General features: G+C 72.3%; 13 protein-coding genes. 3 read left to right on the top strand and 10 right to left on the bottom strand.

Annotated features, from left to right (window positions below):
- Positions 1-138: 138 nt before the first annotated feature.
- Together ACZ6TI_RS04625 and ACZ6TI_RS04620 are read left to right on the top strand one after the other, a co-directional pair.
- Complete coding sequence (locus tag ACZ6TI_RS04625) at positions 139-471, top strand: YciI family protein (RefSeq protein WP_465343620.1); 333 nt, start codon at positions 139-141, stop codon at positions 469-471.
- Entirely contained in the window at positions 468-1688 is a 1221-nt protein-coding gene (locus ACZ6TI_RS04620) for an RNA polymerase sigma factor (RefSeq protein ID WP_465343619.1), read from the top strand. The genes ACZ6TI_RS04625 and ACZ6TI_RS04620 overlap by 4 nt, the downstream gene beginning before the upstream one ends.
- A 6-nt stretch (positions 1689-1694) precedes the next feature.
- Here ACZ6TI_RS04620 and trhA read toward each other — a convergent pair whose 3' ends face one another.
- From trhA to pdhA, 6 genes are all read right to left on the bottom strand, one after another.
- On the bottom strand, positions 1695-2372 hold the full coding sequence (gene trhA, locus ACZ6TI_RS04615) for a PAQR family membrane homeostasis protein TrhA (RefSeq protein ID WP_465343618.1): 678 nt from the start codon (positions 2370-2372) through the stop codon (positions 1695-1697).
- Positions 2373-2420: 48 nt separating this feature from the next.
- Entirely contained in the window at positions 2421-4247 is a 1827-nt protein-coding gene (locus ACZ6TI_RS04610) for an NHL domain-containing thioredoxin family protein (RefSeq protein ID WP_465343617.1), read from the bottom strand.
- Positions 4248-4252: 5 nt separating this feature from the next.
- A complete protein-coding gene (locus ACZ6TI_RS04605; RefSeq protein WP_465343616.1) occupies positions 4253-7915 on the bottom strand; it encodes a DNA polymerase III subunit gamma/tau domain-containing protein in 3663 nt (1220 codons plus the stop codon).
- 750 nt (positions 7916-8665) lie between these two features.
- The gene (locus tag ACZ6TI_RS04600; RefSeq protein ID WP_465343615.1) at positions 8666-10339 is read right to left on the bottom strand and encodes a dihydrolipoamide acetyltransferase family protein; all 1674 of its coding nucleotides are present in this window, start codon (positions 10337-10339) and stop codon (positions 8666-8668) included.
- A gap of 5 nt (positions 10340-10344) precedes the next feature.
- On the bottom strand, positions 10345-11367 hold the full coding sequence (locus ACZ6TI_RS04595; RefSeq protein ID WP_465343614.1) for an alpha-ketoacid dehydrogenase subunit beta: 1023 nt from the start codon (positions 11365-11367) through the stop codon (positions 10345-10347).
- Positions 11367-12506, bottom strand: coding sequence for a pyruvate dehydrogenase (acetyl-transferring) E1 component subunit alpha (pdhA, locus tag ACZ6TI_RS04590; protein ID WP_465343613.1), 1140 nt, complete (start codon positions 12504-12506; stop codon positions 11367-11369). Before pdhA ends, ACZ6TI_RS04595 begins: the two co-directional genes overlap by 1 nt.
- Positions 12507-12919: 413 nt before the next feature.
- On the opposite strand from pdhA, the gene ACZ6TI_RS04585 reads away from it, so the two are divergent.
- Positions 12920-14779 carry a hypothetical protein gene (locus ACZ6TI_RS04585; RefSeq protein ID WP_465343612.1) on the top strand — a complete coding sequence of 620 codons (1860 nt, stop codon included), beginning with the start codon at positions 12920-12922 and terminating at the stop codon, positions 14777-14779.
- 4 nt (positions 14780-14783) lie between these two features.
- Here the strand turns inward: ACZ6TI_RS04585 and ACZ6TI_RS04580 are convergent, their stop codons facing one another.
- The 4 genes from ACZ6TI_RS04580 to ACZ6TI_RS04565 all read right to left on the bottom strand — a co-directional run bounded on the left by ACZ6TI_RS04580 (position 14784) and on the right by ACZ6TI_RS04565 (position 20174).
- A complete protein-coding gene (locus ACZ6TI_RS04580; RefSeq protein WP_465343611.1) occupies positions 14784-15404 on the bottom strand; it encodes a Uma2 family endonuclease in 621 nt (206 codons plus the stop codon).
- A 98-nt stretch (positions 15405-15502) separates the two neighbouring features.
- A complete protein-coding gene (locus tag ACZ6TI_RS04575) occupies positions 15503-16720 on the bottom strand; it encodes a hypothetical protein (protein WP_465343610.1) in 1218 nt (405 codons plus the stop codon).
- Between the two features lie 35 nt (positions 16721-16755).
- Positions 16756-18429 (bottom strand): GTPase, encoded by a 1674-nt coding sequence (locus ACZ6TI_RS04570; protein WP_465343609.1) that lies wholly within the window; start codon positions 18427-18429, stop codon positions 16756-16758.
- Complete coding sequence (locus ACZ6TI_RS04565; RefSeq protein WP_465344280.1) at positions 18426-20174, bottom strand: GTPase family protein; 1749 nt, start codon at positions 20172-20174, stop codon at positions 18426-18428. The genes ACZ6TI_RS04570 and ACZ6TI_RS04565 overlap by 4 nt, the downstream gene beginning before the upstream one ends.
- Positions 20175-20345: the final 171 nt, after the last annotated feature.

The following is a 20345-nucleotide window of genomic DNA, read 5'->3' as shown; positions in this document are numbered from 1 at the left end:
TTCCTTGGGAGGCGGCGGCTGTGCCGCGCGGCGTACCAGAAAATCTCGGACGGCCTGTCGGATCCGGGCCGAAGCGTTCGTAGCACGGGTGAAGGGCGGCCCGAAGGGGCGGCCGCACGACGACTGGAGATGATCCCGATGGCGCAGTATCTGATGTCCGTGCTCGACAGCCGGTCCAACTCCGGCACCGAGGACGAGATGACCGCGATCCACGCCTACAACAAGCAGCTCCAGGCCGACGGCCACTGGGTCTTCGCCGGCGGGCTCGCGGCGCCCGCCACGGCCACCGTCGTCGATGGCCGGCCCGAGGAAGCGATCTTCACGGACGGGCCCTACCTGGAGTCGAAGGAGTACATCGCCGGGTTCTGGATCATCGAGGCGGCCGACCTCGACGTCGCGCTCCGGATCGCCGCCGGCGCGTCGAAGGCCTGCAACCGGCGGCTCGAGCTGCGGCCGTTCCTGGAACTGTGACCGGCCTCGACGAGCTGATCACCCAGGTCCACCGCGCGGAGTGGGCCCGGGTGGTCGCGACCCTGTGCAAACGCTTCGGCGATCTCGACCTCGCCGAGGAGATGGCCGCCGAGGCGTTCGCGACCGCCGTCGAGCGCTGGCCGGCCGACGGCGTGCCGCCGAATCCGGGCGCCTGGCTCACCACCACCGCCAACCGCAAGGCCATCGACCGGCTCCGGCGCGAGGCCAGGCGCGAGGAAAAACACAAGGCGGCGCTCATGCTGTCCGACATCCCGGAACCACTCGGCGCCGTCGACGACGATCGGCTCCGACTCGTCTTCACCTGCTGTCACCCCGCCCTCGCCATGGAGGCACGGGTCGCACTGACCCTGCGCATGGTCGGCGGGCTGACCATGCCCGAGATCGCCCGCGCGTTCCTGGTGCAGGAGGCCACCATGGGCCGCCGGATCACCCGCGCCAAAGACAAGATCAAGGCGGCCCGGATCCCCTATCGCATTCCCTCCCGGGAGGACCTGCCGGCCCGAATCACCGGAGTGCTCGCCGTCCTCTTCCTGATCTTCAACGAGGGCTACCTGACCTCGGACCCGGAGAAGGAGGCGGTCCGCGGCGACCTGACCGCCGAGGCGATCCGGCTCACCCGGCTGGTGCGCGAGCTGATGCCGGACGACGGCGAGGTCGCGGGGCTGCTGGCGCTGATGATCCTGACCGAGGCCCGGCGGACCGCACGGGTGTCGGCGAGCGGTGAGCTGGTCGCGCTCGGTGAGCAGGACCGCGGCGCCTGGGACCGGGAGCTGATCGCCGAGGGGCACGCCCTGGTCCGCGCGCGTCTCGCCTCCGGCCAGGCGCCGGGGCGCTACCAGATCCTCGCCGCGATCAACGCCGTGCACACCGACGCGCCGGACGTCCGGGACACCGACTGGTCGCAGGTCGTCGCGCTCTATGACCAACTGGTCCGCCTCGACCCGTCGCCGATCGTGCGGCTCAACCGGGCCATCGCGGTCGCCGAATTCGACGGTCCGCAGGTCGCGCTGGCGGAGCTGGACGGCCTCCCGCTGGACGGTTACCACGCGTTCCACGCGACCCGCGCGGAGCTGCTGCGCCGGATCGGCCGGAGCGGGGAGTCGCGGGCGGCGTACGACCGGGCGATCGAGCTGGCCGGCAACACCGCGGAGACGGCATATCTCATCCGGCGCCGCGACCAGCTGGGCGGCGCCTGAACCGGACTATGCGAAGAGGGCGAAGTAGATCGCGATGTGGTGGCAGAGCGCGGCGACCAGCGTGCACGCGTGGAAGAACTCGTGGTGGCCGAAGACCGTGGGCCACGGGTTGGGGCGGCGCAGCGCATAGAAGACCGCGCCGACGCTGTAGATGACGCCGCCCGCGCAGAGCAGGACCAGGGCGGCGGCGCCGCCGTTGTGCAGGATGTCCGGAAGGATGGCCACCGCACCCCAGCCGAGGGCCAGATAGAGCGGCGCGCCGACCCAGCGCGGCAGGTGTGGCCAGATGCTCTTCAGCGCCACGCCGCCGATCGCGCCGACCCAGATCAGGGCCAGCATCACATTTTGCTTCGTGCCGTCGAGCAACAGCACGATGAACGGCGTGTATGTCCCGGCGATGAAGATGAAGATCATCGAGTGGTCCATGCGGCGCATGATCTGGTAGCCGCGCTCCGACCAGATCCGCCGGTGGTAGAGGGCGCTGATGCCGAACAGGCCACAGACCGTCAGGCTGTAGATCAGGCAGCTCAGGAAGGGGCTGAAGCCCGGCCGGCTCGCCGCGATCGAGCACAGCACGATGCCGCCGGCGAGCGCGACGAAGAACGCGTACTGGTGCAGCCGGCCGCGCAACCTCGGCTTTCCGAGGTCGGCCGGCTCCATCCGGAAGGGCGTCGAAGTCGTCACGACCTCCAGGTTACGACACCGTAGGTTACTCGTGGGTAGTGAAGCTGCTCACCCGTCCAGGCCACGCAAGATCAACGGCAATCGCGTCTCGCCACCGGCGGTCACGACCACCGGCACACCCCAGTCCTGCCGGGTGAGATGGCAGGCGGCGTGCTCGACTTCAGCATCGCAGGTCGCGGCCTGAGCCACCACCGTCAGAACGCCCTCACCCTGCGCGAGGACCAGAGGACGGGACAGGTCGGTGGTCACGCCGGCGCCCTCGGCGAGCAGTTCGGGAGGCGACGCGGAGACCTCGAGGCGGGTCGACGGGCCGAACGTCTCGTCGAGCTTCTGACCCGGCGCCGGGGTGAAGACGATGTCGAGTGTCACAGCGCCGGGAGCCAGCCGGGTGGCCGGCCGCTCGGTGCGATGGCGCTCGCCGGTGACCGTTCTCACCGCGCCGGGGCTCACCGCGCCGTGGCTCACCGCGCCGTGGCTCACCGCGCCGTGGCTCATCGTGCCGGGCGCGAGCCGGGTCAGTCGGTGCGCGCCGGATTCCACCACGAGCACGTCGCCGGCGGCGGTGACCAGGATGTCGCTCGGCTCGGCGAGACCGGAGTCGACCGTCGACACCGTCTCGGTCGCCGGGTCGTACCGCCGGATGGCGCCGTTGTACGTGTCCGCGACCAGCACATCCCCGTCCGGCAGCACGGCCACCCCGAGCGGATGCTGGAGCAGCGCCTCCCCGGCCGGCCCGTCCACGTGCCCGAAGTCGAAGAGGCCCTGGCCGACCGCGGTGTGCATCTCGCCGTGCTCGATCCAGCGCAGCGCGGACGTCTCGCTGTCCGCGATCCACAGCCGGTCGCCGGCCGCGGACAGTCCGGACGGTTGCGCCATCCACACGTCCGGCAGCGGGCCGTCGCGCAACGACTCGACCGTGGTGCCGGCATAGACGCCGACCGTGCGGCGCACCGGGTCGAACCACCACAACTGGTGGATGCCGGCCATCGCCACGATCACCTTGTCGTCGAACCAGGCCAGATCCCAGGGCGAGGACAGGTCGGCGGCCAGCGCGTCGTGCGCGTGGTCGTCCACCGTGGACCGCCACGGGCGCCCGCTGCCGGCCACCGTGGTGACCTCGCCGGTCTCCAGCACGAGCCCGCGCAGCAGGTGGTTGACGGTGTCCGCGATCAGCACGTCGTAGCCGGCCACCTCGGCGGTCTTGGAAGGCAGCAGCAGGAGGCCCTGGGGCTCGGCGAAGCCCGCCTCGATCCGGCGGATCACCCGGTCGCCGTCCGGGGTCAGCTCGACGATCGAGTGCCGCGCCGAGTCGGAGACCAGCAGGTTGCCGCCGGCCAGCTCGATCGCCTTGCCGGGGAAACGCAGCGTGGTGTCGGCCGGCGCGGACGGCACGTAGGGCGAGTCGCCGATCCGCAGACCGCCCTCGGCGATCAGCTCGTCGATCAGCCGGGACAGACCCTCGGCGTGCCCCTCGCCGGCCATCGACGCCACCAGATAGCCGCGCTGGTCGACCACCGCGAGCGTGGGCCAGGCCTTCGCCGCGTACTGCTGCCACATGATCATGTCGGTGTCGTCGAGCACCGGGTGGTGCACGCCGTAGCGCTCGACCGCGGCGGCCAGCGCCTCCGGATCACGCTCGTGCTCGAACTTCGGCGAGTGCACGCCGATCACCACGAGCACGTCGCCGTACTTGTCCTCGAGTGGCCGCAGCTCGTCCAGGACGTGCAGGCAGTTGATGCAGCAGAAGGTCCAGAAGTCGAGCAGCACGATCTTGCCGCGCAGCTCGGCCAGGGTGACCGGCTTGCCGCCGGTGTTCAGCCAGCCTCTGCCGCGCAGCTCAGGGGCCCGCACCCGCGGGCCTTTCTCCACTGCCATCGGCGTCAGCTGCGTGGTTTGAGGCAGAGCACCTGGGTACGCCCGTCGCTGGTCGGGTTCAGCACATATGGCTGACCCGGGTCGGCGCACTCCTCCTTGGTGTTCGCGACCGACACCACCTCGAAGGCGCCCGCGTCGGTGCACGCCGCCTTGACCGCCTCGTCCCCGTTCCGCTTGACGCACTCGCCGGCCGCGACAGCGAATCCGCCGCCCTCGCCCGAGTCGTCGCCGGAGAACAGGTAGACCAGACCGAGCGCCAAGCCGACGATCAGCGTGGCGGCGATGGTCACACCGATCAGGATCGGCAGCATCCGGACGTGCGTGGTCTCCGGTTTGGCCACCGGGGCGGCCTCGGCCTCCGGCCGGAACTGCTCGAACCGGCTCTGGTCACCCTCCGGACCGCCCTCGGCCGTGCCCGGCCAGCTGGCCGTGTCGTCCGGCGGGGGCGGGGTGACCGTGCCGCGAGTGGGCGGGCCGGGGAAGACGCCGCCCATGCGGGGGCGGTCGCCCTCGACGCCGGGCGGGGCCTGGCGGTTCGCGGGCGGGAAGCCGTTCTCCAGAGGCGGCGACGCGTGCATGGACGGCAGCGCGGCGGCCGGGACGTAGGGCTGGTCGGGTCGGCCGCGACCGGAGATGTCGGTGGTGTGCTCGCCGTAGTGGTCGGCCGGGTTGGGCCCACCGGGCAGGGGCCCGGGCGCGCCGGGCGGGAACCCGCCGTGCTGGGGTCCGCCCTGTTGGGGTCCGCCGTGCTGGGGTCCGCCGTGCTGGGGTCCGCCCTGTTGGGGAACGCCCTGTTGGGGAACGCCGTGCTGAGGTCCGCTCTGTTGGGGAACGCCCTGCTGGGGGCCGCCATATTGAGGTCCGCCGTGCTGGGGCTCGCCGTGTTGGGGTCCGCCTTGTTGGGGTCCGCCGTACTGGGGTCCGCCGTGCTGGGGCTCGCCGTGTTGGGGTCCGCCTTGTTGGGGTCCGCCGTACTGGGGTCCGCCGTGCTGCGGCTCGCCGTGCTGGGGTCCGCCGTATTGAGGGCCGCCGGGCTGGCCGCTGGTCGGGGCGCCCATCGGCGTGCCGGGCTGGCCGCCCATCGGGCCGCCGGGCTGGTTGCCCGGCTGGCCGCCCTGGTATGGGTTGCCCTGGAACGGACCGCCGGAGCTGGGGTCCGGGCGCCCGCGGCCGGCGACGTCGGCGGTGAACTCGCTGAACGGCGGGCCGCTGTGCGGGGCGGCGTCCTGAGCCGGCGGGCCGGACGGCGGGGCGACGCGGGCACTGGCGCTCGCGCGGCCCGAGGCGCGACCCGGCGACTGCGGCGCGGCGGCCGGCGGTTCGGGGTCGCGCTGGTACATCGAGTGGTCCGGCTGCTGCTCCTTGGCGCGGTCCCAGGGCCAGGCGCCGTCGCCGGGCGGCGCGCTCTGCGGCTGCTCGTCGGGCTCATCGGCCGGCGGCGGGGTGGCCGGACGGCCGTAGACCCGGGCCTGCGGCGCCGCGACTGGCGGCGGGACCTCGTCGGGGTCGACCGGGCCGCTGCGGTTGGGCATCGGCACCGACGCGCTGGCCGAGACCGGGCGGGCGGTGCCGGTGGCCGCACCGCCGGAGCCGGGACCGCCCTGTTCACCGGGGTTGCGCGGCTGCGGGAAGGCGCCGTTGCGGGGGTCGCCGGACACCTGTGCGGCGCCGAATTGCCCGTTTCCGCCAAAGGCCGGGCTGGGACCGCCGTATGCGGGGCTCGTGCCGCCGAAGGGCTGCGGCGGGGCAGCCGGGGTGCCGCCGAGGCTGCCGGGCGGCGTGGTGCGGTCGGAATCGGTGGCGGGCGAGGTGCCACGGCCGAAGGCGCCGTCGGCGTCGGCCGAGTCACGGCCGAACGGGTCGGACTCGTCGGCATCACGGTTGCCGAACGCACTCGGCCGGCTCGGGCTGCCGTAAGCGCCCGGGCTCCCGAAGGCACCGGACTGCTGGTCGGAGCCGGACCGGGCACCGAAAGCGCCGGGCTGCTGGTCAGAGCCCGGCCGCGCACCGAAGGCGCCGGGCTGCTGGTCGTCCTCGGGCCGGGTGCCGAAGGCGCCAGGCTGCTGGTCGGAATCGGGCCGGGTGCCGAAGGGGGCACCGGACCGCTGTTCCAAGCCGGACTGCGGCTCAGCGCCGGGCCGGGCGCCGAACGGTCCGCCCTCGGGTCGCCCGCCGAATGTGCCGGGCTGCTGGTCGGAATCGGGCCGGGCACCGAAGGCGCCGGGCTGCTGGTCAGAGCCCGGCCGCGCACCGAAGGCGCCGGACTGCTGGTCGTCCTCGGGCCGGGCGCCGAAGGGGGCACCGGACCGCTGTTCCAAGCCGGACTGCGGCTCAGCGCCGGGCCGGGCGCCGAACGGTCCGCCCTCGGGCCGCGCACCGAAGGCGCCAGGCTGCGGGTCAGCGCCGGGTCGAGCACCGAAGGCGCCGGACTGCGGGTCGGAACCGGGCCGGGCACCGAAGGCGCCGGACTGCTGGTCAGAACCAGGCCGCGCACCGAACGGAACGCCCTCGGACCGGCCGAACGCTGCGGACTGGTCATCGGACCGACTGGTCTGATCCGGCACGGGCGCGTCACCGAACGCCGGCGGCGACGTCGGCGCGCCACTGGCCGCGAACGACGCCCCCGGCACCCGCTGCGCGTAGCCACCCGCCGCGGGCTGACCGGGCGCCTGCCGCGGCAACCCGCCGCCGGCCTGATCGTCGGTGGCAGAGCCGGGCCGGACGCCGAACGGGCTCGCACCCGAAGCCGGCTCGCTGTCGGCGGGCGACTGGAACGCCTGACGCTGCGGCAGCGGGCTCGACTCACCCGGCGCGGCGCTGCCGAACGTCGCCCCGCCCGAGGTCGGCCGCCCGAACGGCCCGGAGTCCGGCCCCGAACTCGGCTGGCGCGACGGCAGCGCGGGCGACTCGTCCGGCGCGGCCGCGCCGCGGTGCCCGAACGGCGACGAGCTGCCCCCGAAGGGCTGCCGGGTCGGCAGCGGTGTCTGGCCGCGCCCACCCGGAGGCTCGCCGAACGGCGACTCCGCGGGCGAGGACGTCGGCTGGGAGGGCACGTCGAAGATCGAGGGCTGGCCGGGCTGCGGGGTCGCCGAGGGCGGCGGCGCCGGTGTGCGGCGGGGCAGCGGCGCCTCGGACGGGCCGGTCTGCAGCGACGGCAGCGGCGGGCCCTGGCCGGGAGGCGTGTTCTCCGGGAGCCCGGTCAGGGTGGCACCCGGGACGCGGACCTGCTGGTCACCGAAGGCGGACCGGCCCGCGGGACGCTGACCGGCCTGGCCACGGTTGGGCGAGCCGGCCGCGAAGCCGTGGAAGTCGCCGTTTCCCTCGGCGGAGGGCGGCGGCGGAGAGGCGGAGGGCGGCGGCGCCCACACCGACTCGGGTCCGGAGGGACGTTGCGGGCCGGGCTGCTGAGGCTGCTGGGGCTGCTGCGGCTCGGCCGTGGGCACGCCGTAGCGGTTCGCGGGCGCGTCGGGGAAGGAACGCCCGGACGGCGGCACTGCGGGAACCACGAACGGCGAGCCGCCGTTGGGTGTGGCCGTTGGTGGAGGACCGTACGAGCTCGGCTCGCGACCGTCGTCCGAATCCGGCGGGAAGCCGTCGGGGGTCGCGGGTCCGCTGCCCGACGTGGCCTCGGCCGGTTGCCGACCGGCGTGCTGCCCCTCGGACGTCATATCCGCCTCCTCCGTCGCCCTTCGGCCTGCCAGCTTCGCACGAACGCGGAGCCGCCGTGATCCGTGCTCCCGGCCTGTGGACAGGGAGGCACTGGCGGCCGTGCCACTCGACCGGCCTGGCCGTGCGGGACCGCCGGCCCGTGGGGAGAGGGCGCCGGTCCCGGTCACCGGCCCGGCGATGTGACCCCCGGGCAGCGACCGGACCCAACCGTACCGGGCGTTGCGGCCGCTCGGAACTCCGGTGTACGCCCAACGGCGTCACCCGGCTCACCACATGGCGCACCGGCGGGATTCCCGGCGGAAACCGTGTCGAAGGGCATATGCCGAGGTCAGCGCCGTGCCCCGAAAGAGGTACGGCCCGCCCGGGGTGGGCCGGGCGGGCCGTGGTGCTGCGGATCGCAGCTGGGGGAGAGATAAGTCAGTCAGTTGGTGCTTCGCAGCAGCAGCTCGGCTCAGTAGGGCCGGCGCTGGGCGAAGAGCGCGATCTCGTCACGCATCGACTGGGTCGGCGCGGACTGCCAGGCGCGGTCGATCGCGCGGTTCTGACGGTTGATCAGTCGGCGGTGACGCATGCGGTCGATCATCTTGCTCATGGTGGTGCTCACATCCCTTTGGGCCTGGTCGGGCCCGGTTTGAAGCTCGCTTTCCGGTGCACCACGAGTGTGCCGCACCGGAAGGCGAGTCGCCAAACGATTAAGGGGTGATCCGGCGCACCCGCCGAAGGATCGAAGGTTGGGAAAACAATTTGCTTTACGTCCAGGCGAGCATGGCCTCTTCCGGGTCCTCCAGGAAGCGTCCGATGTCGCGCAGGAACCTGGACCCGAGCTCGCCGTCCACGATCCGGTGATCGAAGGACAGCCCGAGCGTCGTGACCTGGCGAATCTTGATCTTTCCCTTGTGCACCCACGGCGTCGGCCGGATCGCGCCGAAGGCCAGGATGGCGGCCTCACCGGGCGGCAGGATCGGCGTGCCGGTGTCCACCCCGAAGACCCCGACGTTGGTGATCGAGAAGGTGCCGCCGGCCATGTCCGACGGCGGGGTCTTGCCCGACTTCGCGACCTGGACCAGGGCGTTCAGCGCCTCGGCCAGCTCGTGCAGGGTGAGCCGGCCGGCGTCCTTGACGTTCGGCACGATCAGCCCGCGCTCGGTCGCCGCGGCGATGCCGAGGTTGACGTACTCCTTGACGACGATGGTGTCGCCGGCCCAGGTGGAGTTGACCATCGGGTGCCGCCGGACCGCGAGCAGGACCGCCTTGGCCACCAGCAGCAGGGGCGAGATCCGCAGGTCACGGAACTCGGGGCGGGACTTGAGGCGGTCCAGCGCCTTCATCGAGCGGGTCACGTCCACGGTGAGGAACTCGGTGACGTGCGGCGCGCTGAACGCCGAGGCCACCATGTTCTCCGCGGTGAGCTTGCGCACGCCCTTGATCGGGACGCGCTGCTCACGGGACTCGTCGAAGACCGCGGTGGTCGCCCTCGCCGCGACGGCGGGCGCCGGCGGAGCAGCAAGATCAAGAGCCTTCTGCTGTACGTCGGCACGCGTCACGGATCCGGCGGGGCCGGTGCCGGCCACCGTGGACAGGTCGATGCCCATGTCGCGGGCCAGTTTGCGCACCGGCGGTTTCGCCAGCACCTTGCCGGAGTGGTGCCCGTTCGCCTGCCCGCCGTCGGCCGCGGTGCCGGTGTCGGCGGGAGCCGTCGCGGAGCTGTCGCGACCGGCCTGGGCGCCCGGGGGGGCCGTGGTGCTGCCGGAGCCGGCCCGGGTGCCCGTGTGGTCGGGACTTTGTGCTGGGCTGGGCGACTGGGGGGCGGCCGTCGTAACCAGGGCGGTGGGTCCCGGCGGGGCGGCCGGAGGACGGGCTTCTGGCTGGTGGCGCGTCTCCGGTGCTGCGGTTGTGGAGGCTGTGGGCGTACCCGAGCGGGGTCTTCTCTTGGCAGTTGCGGTTTTCGGGCCGTAGCCCACCAGCACGGCCGTGCGGCCCCCCGGAGCCGGACCACCGATCATGCCGGGCTCGATCGCGCCCTCGGCCGGCGCGATCTCGACCGCGGCGAGCGACTCGGCCGACGGCACCGGACCGGAGCCCTGGGCCTGACTCGAACCCTGGGCCTGACTCGAACCCTGGGCCGCACTCGAACCCTGGGCCGGATCGTCCTGCGGGGACGGAAGCGGCCCTGCCGACGGGTCGGTGTCGATCGCCACGATCGGCGAACCAACCTCGACCGTCGTCCCGGCCTCCACGAAGATCCGCGAGATGCGCCCCGCCCACTTGGCCGGGATCTCGACGGCTGCCTTGGCGGTCTCCACCTCGACGATCGGCTGGTTGAGCTCGATGATGTCACCGACCTTGACCAGCCAGGACAGGATCTCGCCCTCGGTCAGACCCTCGCCGAGGTCGGGCAGGTTGAACTCCTTGATCCGCGACATCGGCCTCACCAGCCGAACGAGCGGTCGACGGCGTCCAGCACCCGGTCGAGATCCGGGAGGTATTCCTCCTCGACGCGCGCCGCCGGGTAGGGGATGTCGAATCCCGTGACCCGCAGCACCGGCGCCTCGAGTGAGTAGAAGCACTCCTCGCTGACCCGCGCGGCCACCTCGGAGCCCATGCCCAGGTTGCCGGGTGCCTCGTGCACCACGATGCACCGCCCGGTCTTGCGCACCGATGCAAAGACCGGACCAAGATCCAGGGGCGAGAGCGTACGCAAGTCGATGACCTCCAGACTCCGGCCGTCCTCGGTGGCCGCCTGAGCGGCGTCGAGTGCCGTGCGGACCATCGGGCCATAGGCGACGATCGTGGCGTCGGCGCCTTCCCGAACCACCCGCGAGGCGTGCAGCGGGAAGTCCGGCGCGGCGTCCAGGTCGACCGCGCCCTTCTCCCAGTAACGCCTCTTGGGCTCGAAGAACACGATCGGGTCGTCGGAGGTGATCGCCTGCCGGATCATCTGGTAGGCGTCCACCGGGTTCGAGCAGGCCACCACCTTGAGTCCCGGGGTGTGCGAGAAGAGCGCCTCGGGCGACTCGGAGTGGTGCTCGACCGCGCCGATGCCGCCGCCGAACGGGATCCGGATGACGATCGGCAGCCGCACGTTGCCCAGCGAGCGGTAATACATCTTGGAGACCTGGCTGACGATCTGGTCGAACGCGGGAAACACGAACCCGTCGAACTGGATCTCGCAGACCGGCCGGTAGCCGCGGATGGCCAGGCCGATCGCGGTGCCGATGATGCCCGACTCGGCCAGCGGCGTGTCCATCACCCGGTTCTCGCCGAAGTCCTTCTGCAGCCCGTCGGTGATCCGGAAGACGCCGCCGAGCTTGCCGACGTCCTCACCCATGATCATGACCTTGGGGTCGTTCTCCAGCGCGCGGCGCAGCCCGTGGTTCAGGGCTTTGCCCAGGGAAATCGTCTCGCCAACGGGGTTCTTCTGGGGTTTTCCGCTGCGGGTCAGCTCAGTCATCAGTGGGCACTCCCCTCGAACGAGGCCTGGTAGCGCTCGAACTGCGCGCGTTGCGCGTCGATCTCGGGCGAGCCGCCCGGATAGACGTTGTCGAACATCGTGACAGGCGCCGGGTCGGGCATGGCGAGCACGCGTTCGCGCAGGTCGAGGGCCAGCCGCTTGGCGGTCTCGTCGACCTCGCCGAAGAAGTCGTCGCCGGCCAGCTGTTGTTTCTCGAGGAACGTCTTCATCCGTGCGATCGGGTCCTTGGCCTTCCAGGACTCCACCTCGCTGGCGATCCGGTAGCGCGTCGGGTCGTCCGAGCTGGTGTGTGCGCCCATCCGATAGGTGTACGCCTCGATCAGCGTCGGGCCCTCGCCGTTGCGCGCGTGATCGAGCGCGGCCCGGGTGACCGCATAGGTGGCCAGCACGTCGTTGCCGTCGATCCGGACGCCCGGGAAGCCGTAGCCCATCGCCCGCCGGTAGAGCGGAACCCGGGTCTGGCGCTCCAGCGGCTCGGAGATCGCATATTGGTTGTTCTGGCAGAAGAACACGATCGGGGCGTGGAAGACGCTGGACCAGACGAACGCCTCGTGCACGTCGCCCTGGCTGGTGGCGCCGTCGCCGAAGTAGGCGATCACCGACTCGCCGTCCGCGTTGCCGGTCTTGCCGTCCATCGTGATGCCCATGGCATAGCCGGTCGCGTGCAGCGTCTGCGCGCCGATCACGATCGTGTACGTGTTGAATTTGAACTCGTTCGGGTCCCAGCCGCCCTGGTCGACACCCCGGAACAGGCCGAACGGCATGATCGGGTCGATGCCGCGGGTGTAGAGCACACCGTGCTCGCGGTAGGTCGGGAAGGCCATGTCCTGCGGCCGCATCGCCCGGCCGGAACCGACCTGCGCCGCCTCCTGACCCAGCAGGCTCGCCCAGATGCCCAGCTCACCCTGCCGCTGCAGGGCGGTCGCCTCGGCGTCCAGCCGCCGCACCGTGACCAGATCGCGGTAGAGCTCGCGATATTCGTCGTCGGTGAAGTCGACGGTGTAGGTCACGCCGTCGTCGGTGGTGAAGCTGTCGACGCGCTCCCCGCCGGGGGTGAGCAATTGAACGAAGCCGCCGGCCGGGACGTCTGCCCCGGGTTCGCTATCGCCGTTCGCCATCGTGTCTCCCTGTTCATCTCTGTGCCCACGGCGGGGTTGGCCCGTCCGCGCGGCGTGCCGCTGCGGGTTGTGCCGCGCCTGACCCTGGTGAGGCTGCCGCGCGGCTCGTCGGCGCGGGCGTGACCCCCGCCGGGGAGTGACGACCCGCACCTCGCGCCGCTGGTTGGCGACCGCGACGGCGGCGGTGCCGTCGTCCCCATCCTGACAGAGAACGTGAGCGTCATTACAGGTCGGGTCGATCACACTAAGGAAATTCTGCTGTTACGTCACGGAGGACTTTTGTCCGGGTACGCCGTTTTTGGCCTCTGCCTTCTGCGCGAACCCGTAGCGATCGCCGCAGCCTCTCCCCGCCCCCGTCGTTCACCCCGATAGCTGAGACAGATCTATGTTGATCTTTATTCGGGGGTGCAGTGGTGGAGCGGGAGCCGGCCGACGACGGATTGGTGCCGCCGATCAAGGTGCTCCGCAAGCGGGTGAACGGCGTCTACCGGGCCGACGGCTTCCGCGGTCCGACCCGGCGATATGTGTTGATCGTGGCACTGCTGGTCGGCCTCGCGTCACTGCCGACGCTGGCCGCGATCACGGCCGGCTCCAACGAGCTGGACGAAGGCACGACCGGCGCGATGGACGTCCCATTCCTGCCGTTGCCGTCATCGGGCCCGGTGAGCCCCACGTCGCCGTCAACTCCCGCTCTGCCCGCCCCCTCGTCGTCCTCGGCCCCGATCCGCCCGGCGCCGTCGACGGACGAGGCCCCCGGCGACGAACCAAACGGACAGGCCCAAAAACAAAACTCCAAACCCGGGTACGCAGACCCCACCCGCCCCGGTTCCTCATCCCCGAGCGGCGAGTCCTCCGGTGCCTCGTCCAGCGGCGGTTCGTCGTCGGGCGGTTCGTGGTCCGGTGGCTCGTCCAGCGGCGGCTCGGCTTCGGGTGGCTCGTCCAGCGGCGATTCCTCCTCCGGTGGTTCGTCCCCAGGTGGCTCGTCCCCAGGTGGCTCGTCCCCAGGTGGCTCGTCCCCAGGTGGCTCGCACCCGGGTGGTTCATCGTCAGGCGGCTCGTCGTCCGGTGGCTCGCAGCCAGGTGGTTCGTCCTCGGGCGGTTCGTCCGGCGGCTCAAAGCCGGGCGGCTCAAAGCCGGGCGGCACTCAGCCGGGTGGCTCGCCGTCGGGCGGCGCTCAGTCGGGCGGCTCAAAGCCGGGTGGTTCGCCGTCGGGCGGCGCTCAGCCGGGTGGCTCGCCGTCGGGTGGCGGCGACTCGCCGCAGGAGCCGTCGTCGCCGGACTCGGAGGAGCCGGAAGCCGCGGACCGCGAGTGGACCTGGCCGCCCGGCCACTCGTCCCCGCAGAACAACGCCGACGGCGACGAGCCAGGCGACTCGGACGGTGACGAGCCAGGCCACTCGGACGGCGACGACTCCGATCACGAGCCCCCCTCCACCCGCCCCCAGGAAGCACCCCGCGACCGACACGACCAAGGCTCCGACTCCGAAGACCCCGACGACGCCGACGACGCCGAGCACTCCGAAGACCCCGAGGGCTCCGAAGACCCCGAGGGCTCCGAAGACCCCGAGGGCTCCGGCGACTCCGGGAACGACGACGACCGCGGCCACCGCAGCCACCCCGGCAGCGGCTCCGCCCCCGGCTGGCACTCCGGCAACGTCTCCTGGCCCGGTTTCCCTGGCAAACCGGTCGGCGACCGCCCACCACCCAGCAAGAACCGGGACCGACCGATCCGCCAGGCCCAACCGTCCTGCCAAGACCGCAGCAAGTGCGGCGCCCGCCCGTCGCACCACCACCGCCCGGACTGGTCCCGCCACAAGCAGGCCGACAACGCCGCCCACCGCGCCCACTGGTCCCACCACCGCGAAGGCCGCGACCGCTCGATCACCGTCCACATCGAAGCGACCGGCCGCCACGGTTACGACTTCACCATCCGCGAGCGCCCGTCCGACCGTGACCGCAGCATCGCCCTGCGCCGCGACCGCACCCCGGGTTTCACCGTGAGCAGCCGGTCCACGGACCGGTCCGAATCCAGCCGGAGGTCTTCCGTGGCCGAGCGCCCGCAGAATGTTCGTCCCGCCCGCGTCGCCGAGCGGACCCACAACAGCCGCCGGCACCACACCACCGAGGCGCGCACCGACGAGCCACAGTCGGGCGGTCGTTCCTATCGCGGACACCACCGCGCCGAGCGCCAGCACCGCGCCGAGGACGCGATGGACGGCAACCGCGGCTCCCGCGCCGGTCGCCACCAGTCGGACCGCACCGGCCGCTGGTGAGCGGTCACATGTGGCCGGCCCGTTTCGCGGACAGCGCCGGCAGGTCGATCCGGACCGGCCACGGCACCTTGGTCTCGAAGACATCCGCCGTGTAGTGCGTGACGAACTCGTATCGACCCTCGTCCGGGTCGAGGATCAGCTCGGCCAGACGGATCGCCGGGTCGTCGCGACCGGCCACGATGATCCAGTAGGCCGGGACGCCGGCGCGGGCATAGAGAGCACGTTTGGTCTCGGTGTCACGCAGCACCGAGGTGGGCGACACCACCTCGCCCACCAGCGGAGAACCCTGCAACGGGAACGGGCTGTCGAAGAGGTGCCGGGTGGAGGTCACGATGAGATCCGGACGCGGCTCGCTGTGCCGGTCGATGGTCGCGGACTGATCCGTGCTGACCAGCAGATCTTTGTGCGGGCAGGAGTCCTCGAGGATCTGAGCGATCCAGCGGGCGATGATGTTGTGGTCGGTGGTCGCCGACGGCGACACTTCCAGGCTCCCCTCGATGAGCTCCCAGCGACGTCCGTCCTCCGGCAGAGCGTGCAGGTCGTCGATCGTGAACCCGTTCTCGTCGGGCAGATCGAGGGCCGGCAGCGCGGAGGCGGTCATCGGGGAGACCTCGGGAGTGGCCATGCGGAAAAGGTTACGGCGCAGCGGTTCATGCCGGGAACGCTAGAGAAATCGAAGTCTTCCCGCGGCGTGCCCTGTGGATAACTTGCCGCTGTGGATAACTACGAGGGGTCGTCGTTCAGGCGGTGGCGGTTCTGGTCTATCCAGGCGTCGATGGCGTCCGTGTCGTTCGGGTCGACGCCCTCCGAGATGAGCTGGGCCACCGCCGCCGTGGCGGGGCTGCGTCGCTCGCCCGTCGCATAGAGCCGGGCGAACTCGGGGATCATCTCCTCGACCACCGTGTCGATCTGCTCGGCCGCGAGATCCGGCAGCCCGCGCCGCCGGATCGCATAGGCCGACCAGGCCCGGGTGACCCGGGGCAGCATCGCGGCGTCGTCCATGTCCAGCACCGCGCGCCGGTGCACCCAGTCGAGCAGGAACAGCCCGGCCACCGCCGGACTCCAGCGCAGCGGGTCGGCGTCCGGCAGCCCGGCCGCGTGGTCGATGATCAGACTCAGACAGAAGTGCAGGCTGGCCAGTTCGTCGTCGGCGTGCACCTGGTCGAGGCCGAAGCGGGCCGCCTCCGGTGACGACAGGAAGTCGCGGAGCAGCTCGGGGCCGGGGCTCGCGGGCGGCTCGGTCAGCGCCGGCGTGGTGGACGCCGGCAGCAGATGCAGCCGGGACACGGCCAGCGCGCGATCGGTGGCCAGCGAACCGTCGGCGGGCAGGTCGGTCAGGCCGTCGGTGATCTCCAGGTGCCGATCGACCTCGTGCCGCAGCCGGCCCGGGTCCTCCGCGCGGAACCAGGTCAGCTCGTCGGCCGCGCACATCTCCTTGACCTGGTCCAGGATGCGCGCCGCCGGACTGCCCACATAGAGGTCCTTGGTGATGCCGATGTTGTGGTCGACCAGGGCCACCAGCGCGTGGTCGGAGCCACCCTCGGCACTGTCCTCATATGCATAGGTGACCAGGTAGGACGTCTGATCTCCGTACACGTCGCCGTAGGCATAGCAACCGGTGGCCCGGACCCGGCCGACCTGGCCGGTCCACGCCGGAGCCTGCGCGCCCACCTTGACGTCGCGGGCGCCGTCGGCCTCCGGGACCAGCGCGGCGAAGACGGATCGGATCGTGATGGCCGACGCGGTGCGCCGCCGGTTGGTCGCGCCGAGGAAGGCGCCGACGAAGTCCCGCACCGCGGAGGCACGATCGTTCTCGGCCACCGCATAGACGCTGCCGAGCAGCGCGGTGGCCAGCATCTCGGCGTCCAGGGCGCAGTCGAGCTTCGCCACGTCGCGGGCCGCGTGCAGGACCGCTTCGTACGGAGTCTGGGGAGCCGGCATGCCGCGAGCGTACCCGTCCGGTGGCAGGACAGACCCTAGTCGGAACGGACTGCGGCCAGAGCTTCACGCGCCTGTGCGTACGCGTTCAGCACCTCGCGCACCGGCGCCACCACCAACTCCCTGGCCACCCCGGTCACCGCCACCTGCAACCGCTGCTCAGCACGTCGCCGGGCGCGCCGGGCACCCCAGTTCACGATCGGTTTCAGCAGCAGCCACAGCAGCAGCCCGACGGCCAGCCCGCCGAGCAGCAGCACGGTCGGCATCGGGACGTCGCCGATCTGGGGATGGCGCAGCTCGGGCAGGCCCAGCGCGCGCACGCCATAGCCCGCCAGCAGCCACAGCAGCCCACCCACCGCGGCGAACGTCAGCATCCACTGCAGCACGCCGACCAGCCGCCACCAGATCGGCGTGCGGTTCATCCCGATGTCGGTGGAGGCGACCGCCCGGTCCAGCGCGTCCGGCAGATCCGCCACCCGGGACCGTGCCGCGTTGTTCAGCGCCGGCGCCCACACCTCGGGGATCGGCGCCGCGGCCCGGCTGGCCACCGCCCGCACGCTGAGCCCCACCGCGGACTTCTGCGCGGCGTCCGCGGTCGGCAGCGAAGTGCGCGGAACGACTTCGCCCTCGATCGTGGCGGACGAGTCGATGTGCAGCCGCTTCAGCGGATCCGGTCGCAGTTTCCGCAGCCCGCGCACCACCGGCCACCCGGTCGAGGCGGCCGCCCGATGCCGGTACGCGTTCCCCGCCGCCTCGGCCACCGCCGGCACCCCGGCCGATGCGGCCAGCGCCTCGGACAGCTGCCGCACCGTGGCCCGGTCCACCTCGTCCTCGGCGGCCGGCGGCCCGATCATCTCGGCCAGCGGCTCGCTCACCGCGTCGAGGTCACCGGAGAGCCGGCGCAGCGCGGCCTGCCGCTCGGCCACCGTCTTTTCCAGCGCCTCCCGCAGCTCGGTCAGCATGCCGGGCTGCTTGGCCGAGGTGGCCAGCACCGGCGCGCCCTCCAGCCCGTCCTCCTCGAGCAGCCGCTTGAGGTCGGCCAGCACGATCTCGGTGTCCGCGGCGGAGAGCCGGTCGGCCTGGTTGAGCGTCACGATGGTGATCTCGGCGTGCTGCTTGAACTGCTTGAGATAGGCGTTGTGCAGGATCCGGTCGCCGTACTTCTGCGGGTCGACCACCCAGATCACCTGGTCGACCAGGCCCAGCAGGCGGTCCACCTCGAGCCGGTGGCCGCGTTCGACGGAGTCGAAGTCGGGCAGGTCGAGCAGCACCAGGCCGCGCAGCGCGGCCTCGTCGTCGCCGTCCAGCGCGCTCTCCCGCACATAGCGCTGGCGTGGCAGCACCCCGACCCAGTCGAGCAGCCGGTTGGCCGGTTCGAGCGGACCCCAGACGCAGGCGTGCGCGACGCCGGTGGTCGGCCGGCGCACCCCGACCGGCGACAGCTTGAGCCGCGCCAACGCGTTGAACATGCTGGACTTGCCGCTGCCGGTGGACCCGGCGAGCGCCACCACGGTGTGGTCCTGGGACAGCTTGAGCCGCGTGCCGGCCCGTTCCACCAGCGTGTGCGCCGCGACCAGGTCGCCGTCCGGCAGATAGGGGTCGGTCACCCGCAGGAACCGCGACAGCGACTCCAGCCGGCCGACCAGCCGATCCACGTCGATCCGGCCGTCGTCCGGGGTCAGCGCGTCGCGCACTTTCTCCACGAGGCTCATGTCAGCGCGAGCTCCCCCCTGGCTCGTTCCACCTCTGCGCCGGCCCGGCGCAGGCCGGCCGCCGGCTCCAGCTCCAAACCGACCGCGGCGGTGCGCTGCGTGAACCGCGCCGCCTCCGCGTCGAGCAGCTCATCCACCCTGGTGAGCAGGTTTTCCCGGGCGCGTGCGGCGAGCGTGCGGATGGCCTGATCCCCGAAGATCGCCTCGAGCAGCTTCTGCGCCGCGATCGTGGTGCCGGCCCCGACCGCGACCTCCGCGCCGGTCGGGATGAAAGCGGTCGACGTGAACACCGCGATCATCACCGCCAGACCAACCCCATTGACGGCGTACGCGCCGGCCCGCGCCACGAACCGCTTGTCCCCGGCCTCTTCCCGGACCAGCTCGAGCACCCAGTGCTGCCAGTCGCGCACCAGGCGGTCGGCGCGCTGCGGCAGGTCCTTGGCCGGCTGTTGCAGCGTGGGATCGAGCAGCGCCGCCCCGGCCGGGTGCGCGTGCCACGCCGAGTAGGCCTGCTCGGCGGCGTCCGCGGCCACCCCGCGCAGCAGCGTGACCAGCTGGGACTCGAGCGCGGCCTGCAGATTGCGGCCGGGTGCGGGCCGGCCGGTGACCGCCGCGATCAGCCTGTCGCGCAGGTGCCCGACCCGTGACTCCAGCGCGCGCAGGAACTCGCCGGTGCCGACGAACTCCTGCCAGCGGGCCAGCACCTCGCCGCGGAGCAGCCGGCCGTCCTTGAGCCCGTCCGCCACGGTCCGTTTCGCCGTGCGGTAGGCCGCCGACACCCGCTCGTCCAGCGCCGCGGCCGCCAGCGCCTGGTCGTCCGCCGCGTCGGCCAGGCCCTCGACCGCGGGGCCGAGCGCGGCCAGGGCGCCGTCCAGCGTCTGCTTGACCACGGCGGCCCGCGCGCTCGAGTCGGCGGCCAGCTTGCCGAACCAGTCGTGCAGCGGCCGGACCACGTCCTCGGAGAGCAGGCCCTGACCGTCCAGCGTGGTCTCCGGCAGCACGAACAGCGGCGCCGCGGCCATGTCGTGCGCGGCCAGCATCTCGCCGAGGTGCGCGGAGATCTCGCCGGCCGCATCCCCGGGCACCCGGTTCAGCACCAGGGCGATCACCGTGCCGCGCAGGCGGGCGGTGGTCAGCAGCTCCCACGGCACGGCGTCCGCATAACGCGCCGCGGTGGTGACGAACAACCACAGGTCGGCGGCGGCCAGCAGCTGCGCGGCGAGCCGGCGGTTGCGGTCCACCACCGAGTCGATGTCCGGCGCGTCCAGGAAGGCCAGCCCCGGACCCAGGGCGGGCGCGGTGACCAGTTGCAACGTCTCCGGGTCCGAACTGGACACCGTGGTGCGCACCAGCCCCGGCAGCAGCTCGCCCTTGCGGAACCAGGGCATGTCGTCGGCGTGCCCGACCAGCACCGGCGAGCGGGTCGTCGGACGCAGCACGCCGGCCGCGCTCACCGGCGCCCGGACCAGGCTGTTCACCAGGGTGGACTTGCCCGCGCCGGTGGATCCGCCGACGACCACGAGCAGGGGCGCGTCAAGCCGCGCCAGGCGCGGCAGAAGATAATCGTCCAACTGCGACACGAGCGCTTTGCCGATCCGTCGCGCTTCGTCCGCCGAGGGCATCACCAAGGGGTACGCGGTGCCGCCGATCGCCGCGCGCAGCGAACTGAGCCCCGTCGCGAGCGCCCCGACGGCCGGCGGCGCCTCGACGAGTGTCGGCTCCTCCGCCGCGGGCGGCTCGACCAGCGTCGGCTCGGGCGTCTCCACCACCGCGGTCGGCTCGTCCTCGATCACCGCGGTCGGCTCATCCTGGACCGCCGCGGTCGGCTCGTCGTCGATCACCGCGGTCGGCTCGTCCTCGGCCGGCGGCTCGACGACGGTCGGCTCGTCATCCGCGACCTCGGCGGTCGGCGGCTC

Source organism: Actinoplanes sp. NPDC051388 (assembly GCF_055586225.1).
Note: the sequence above shows the minus strand (reverse complement) of the source record. Positions and strands in the feature narration are given on the sequence as shown.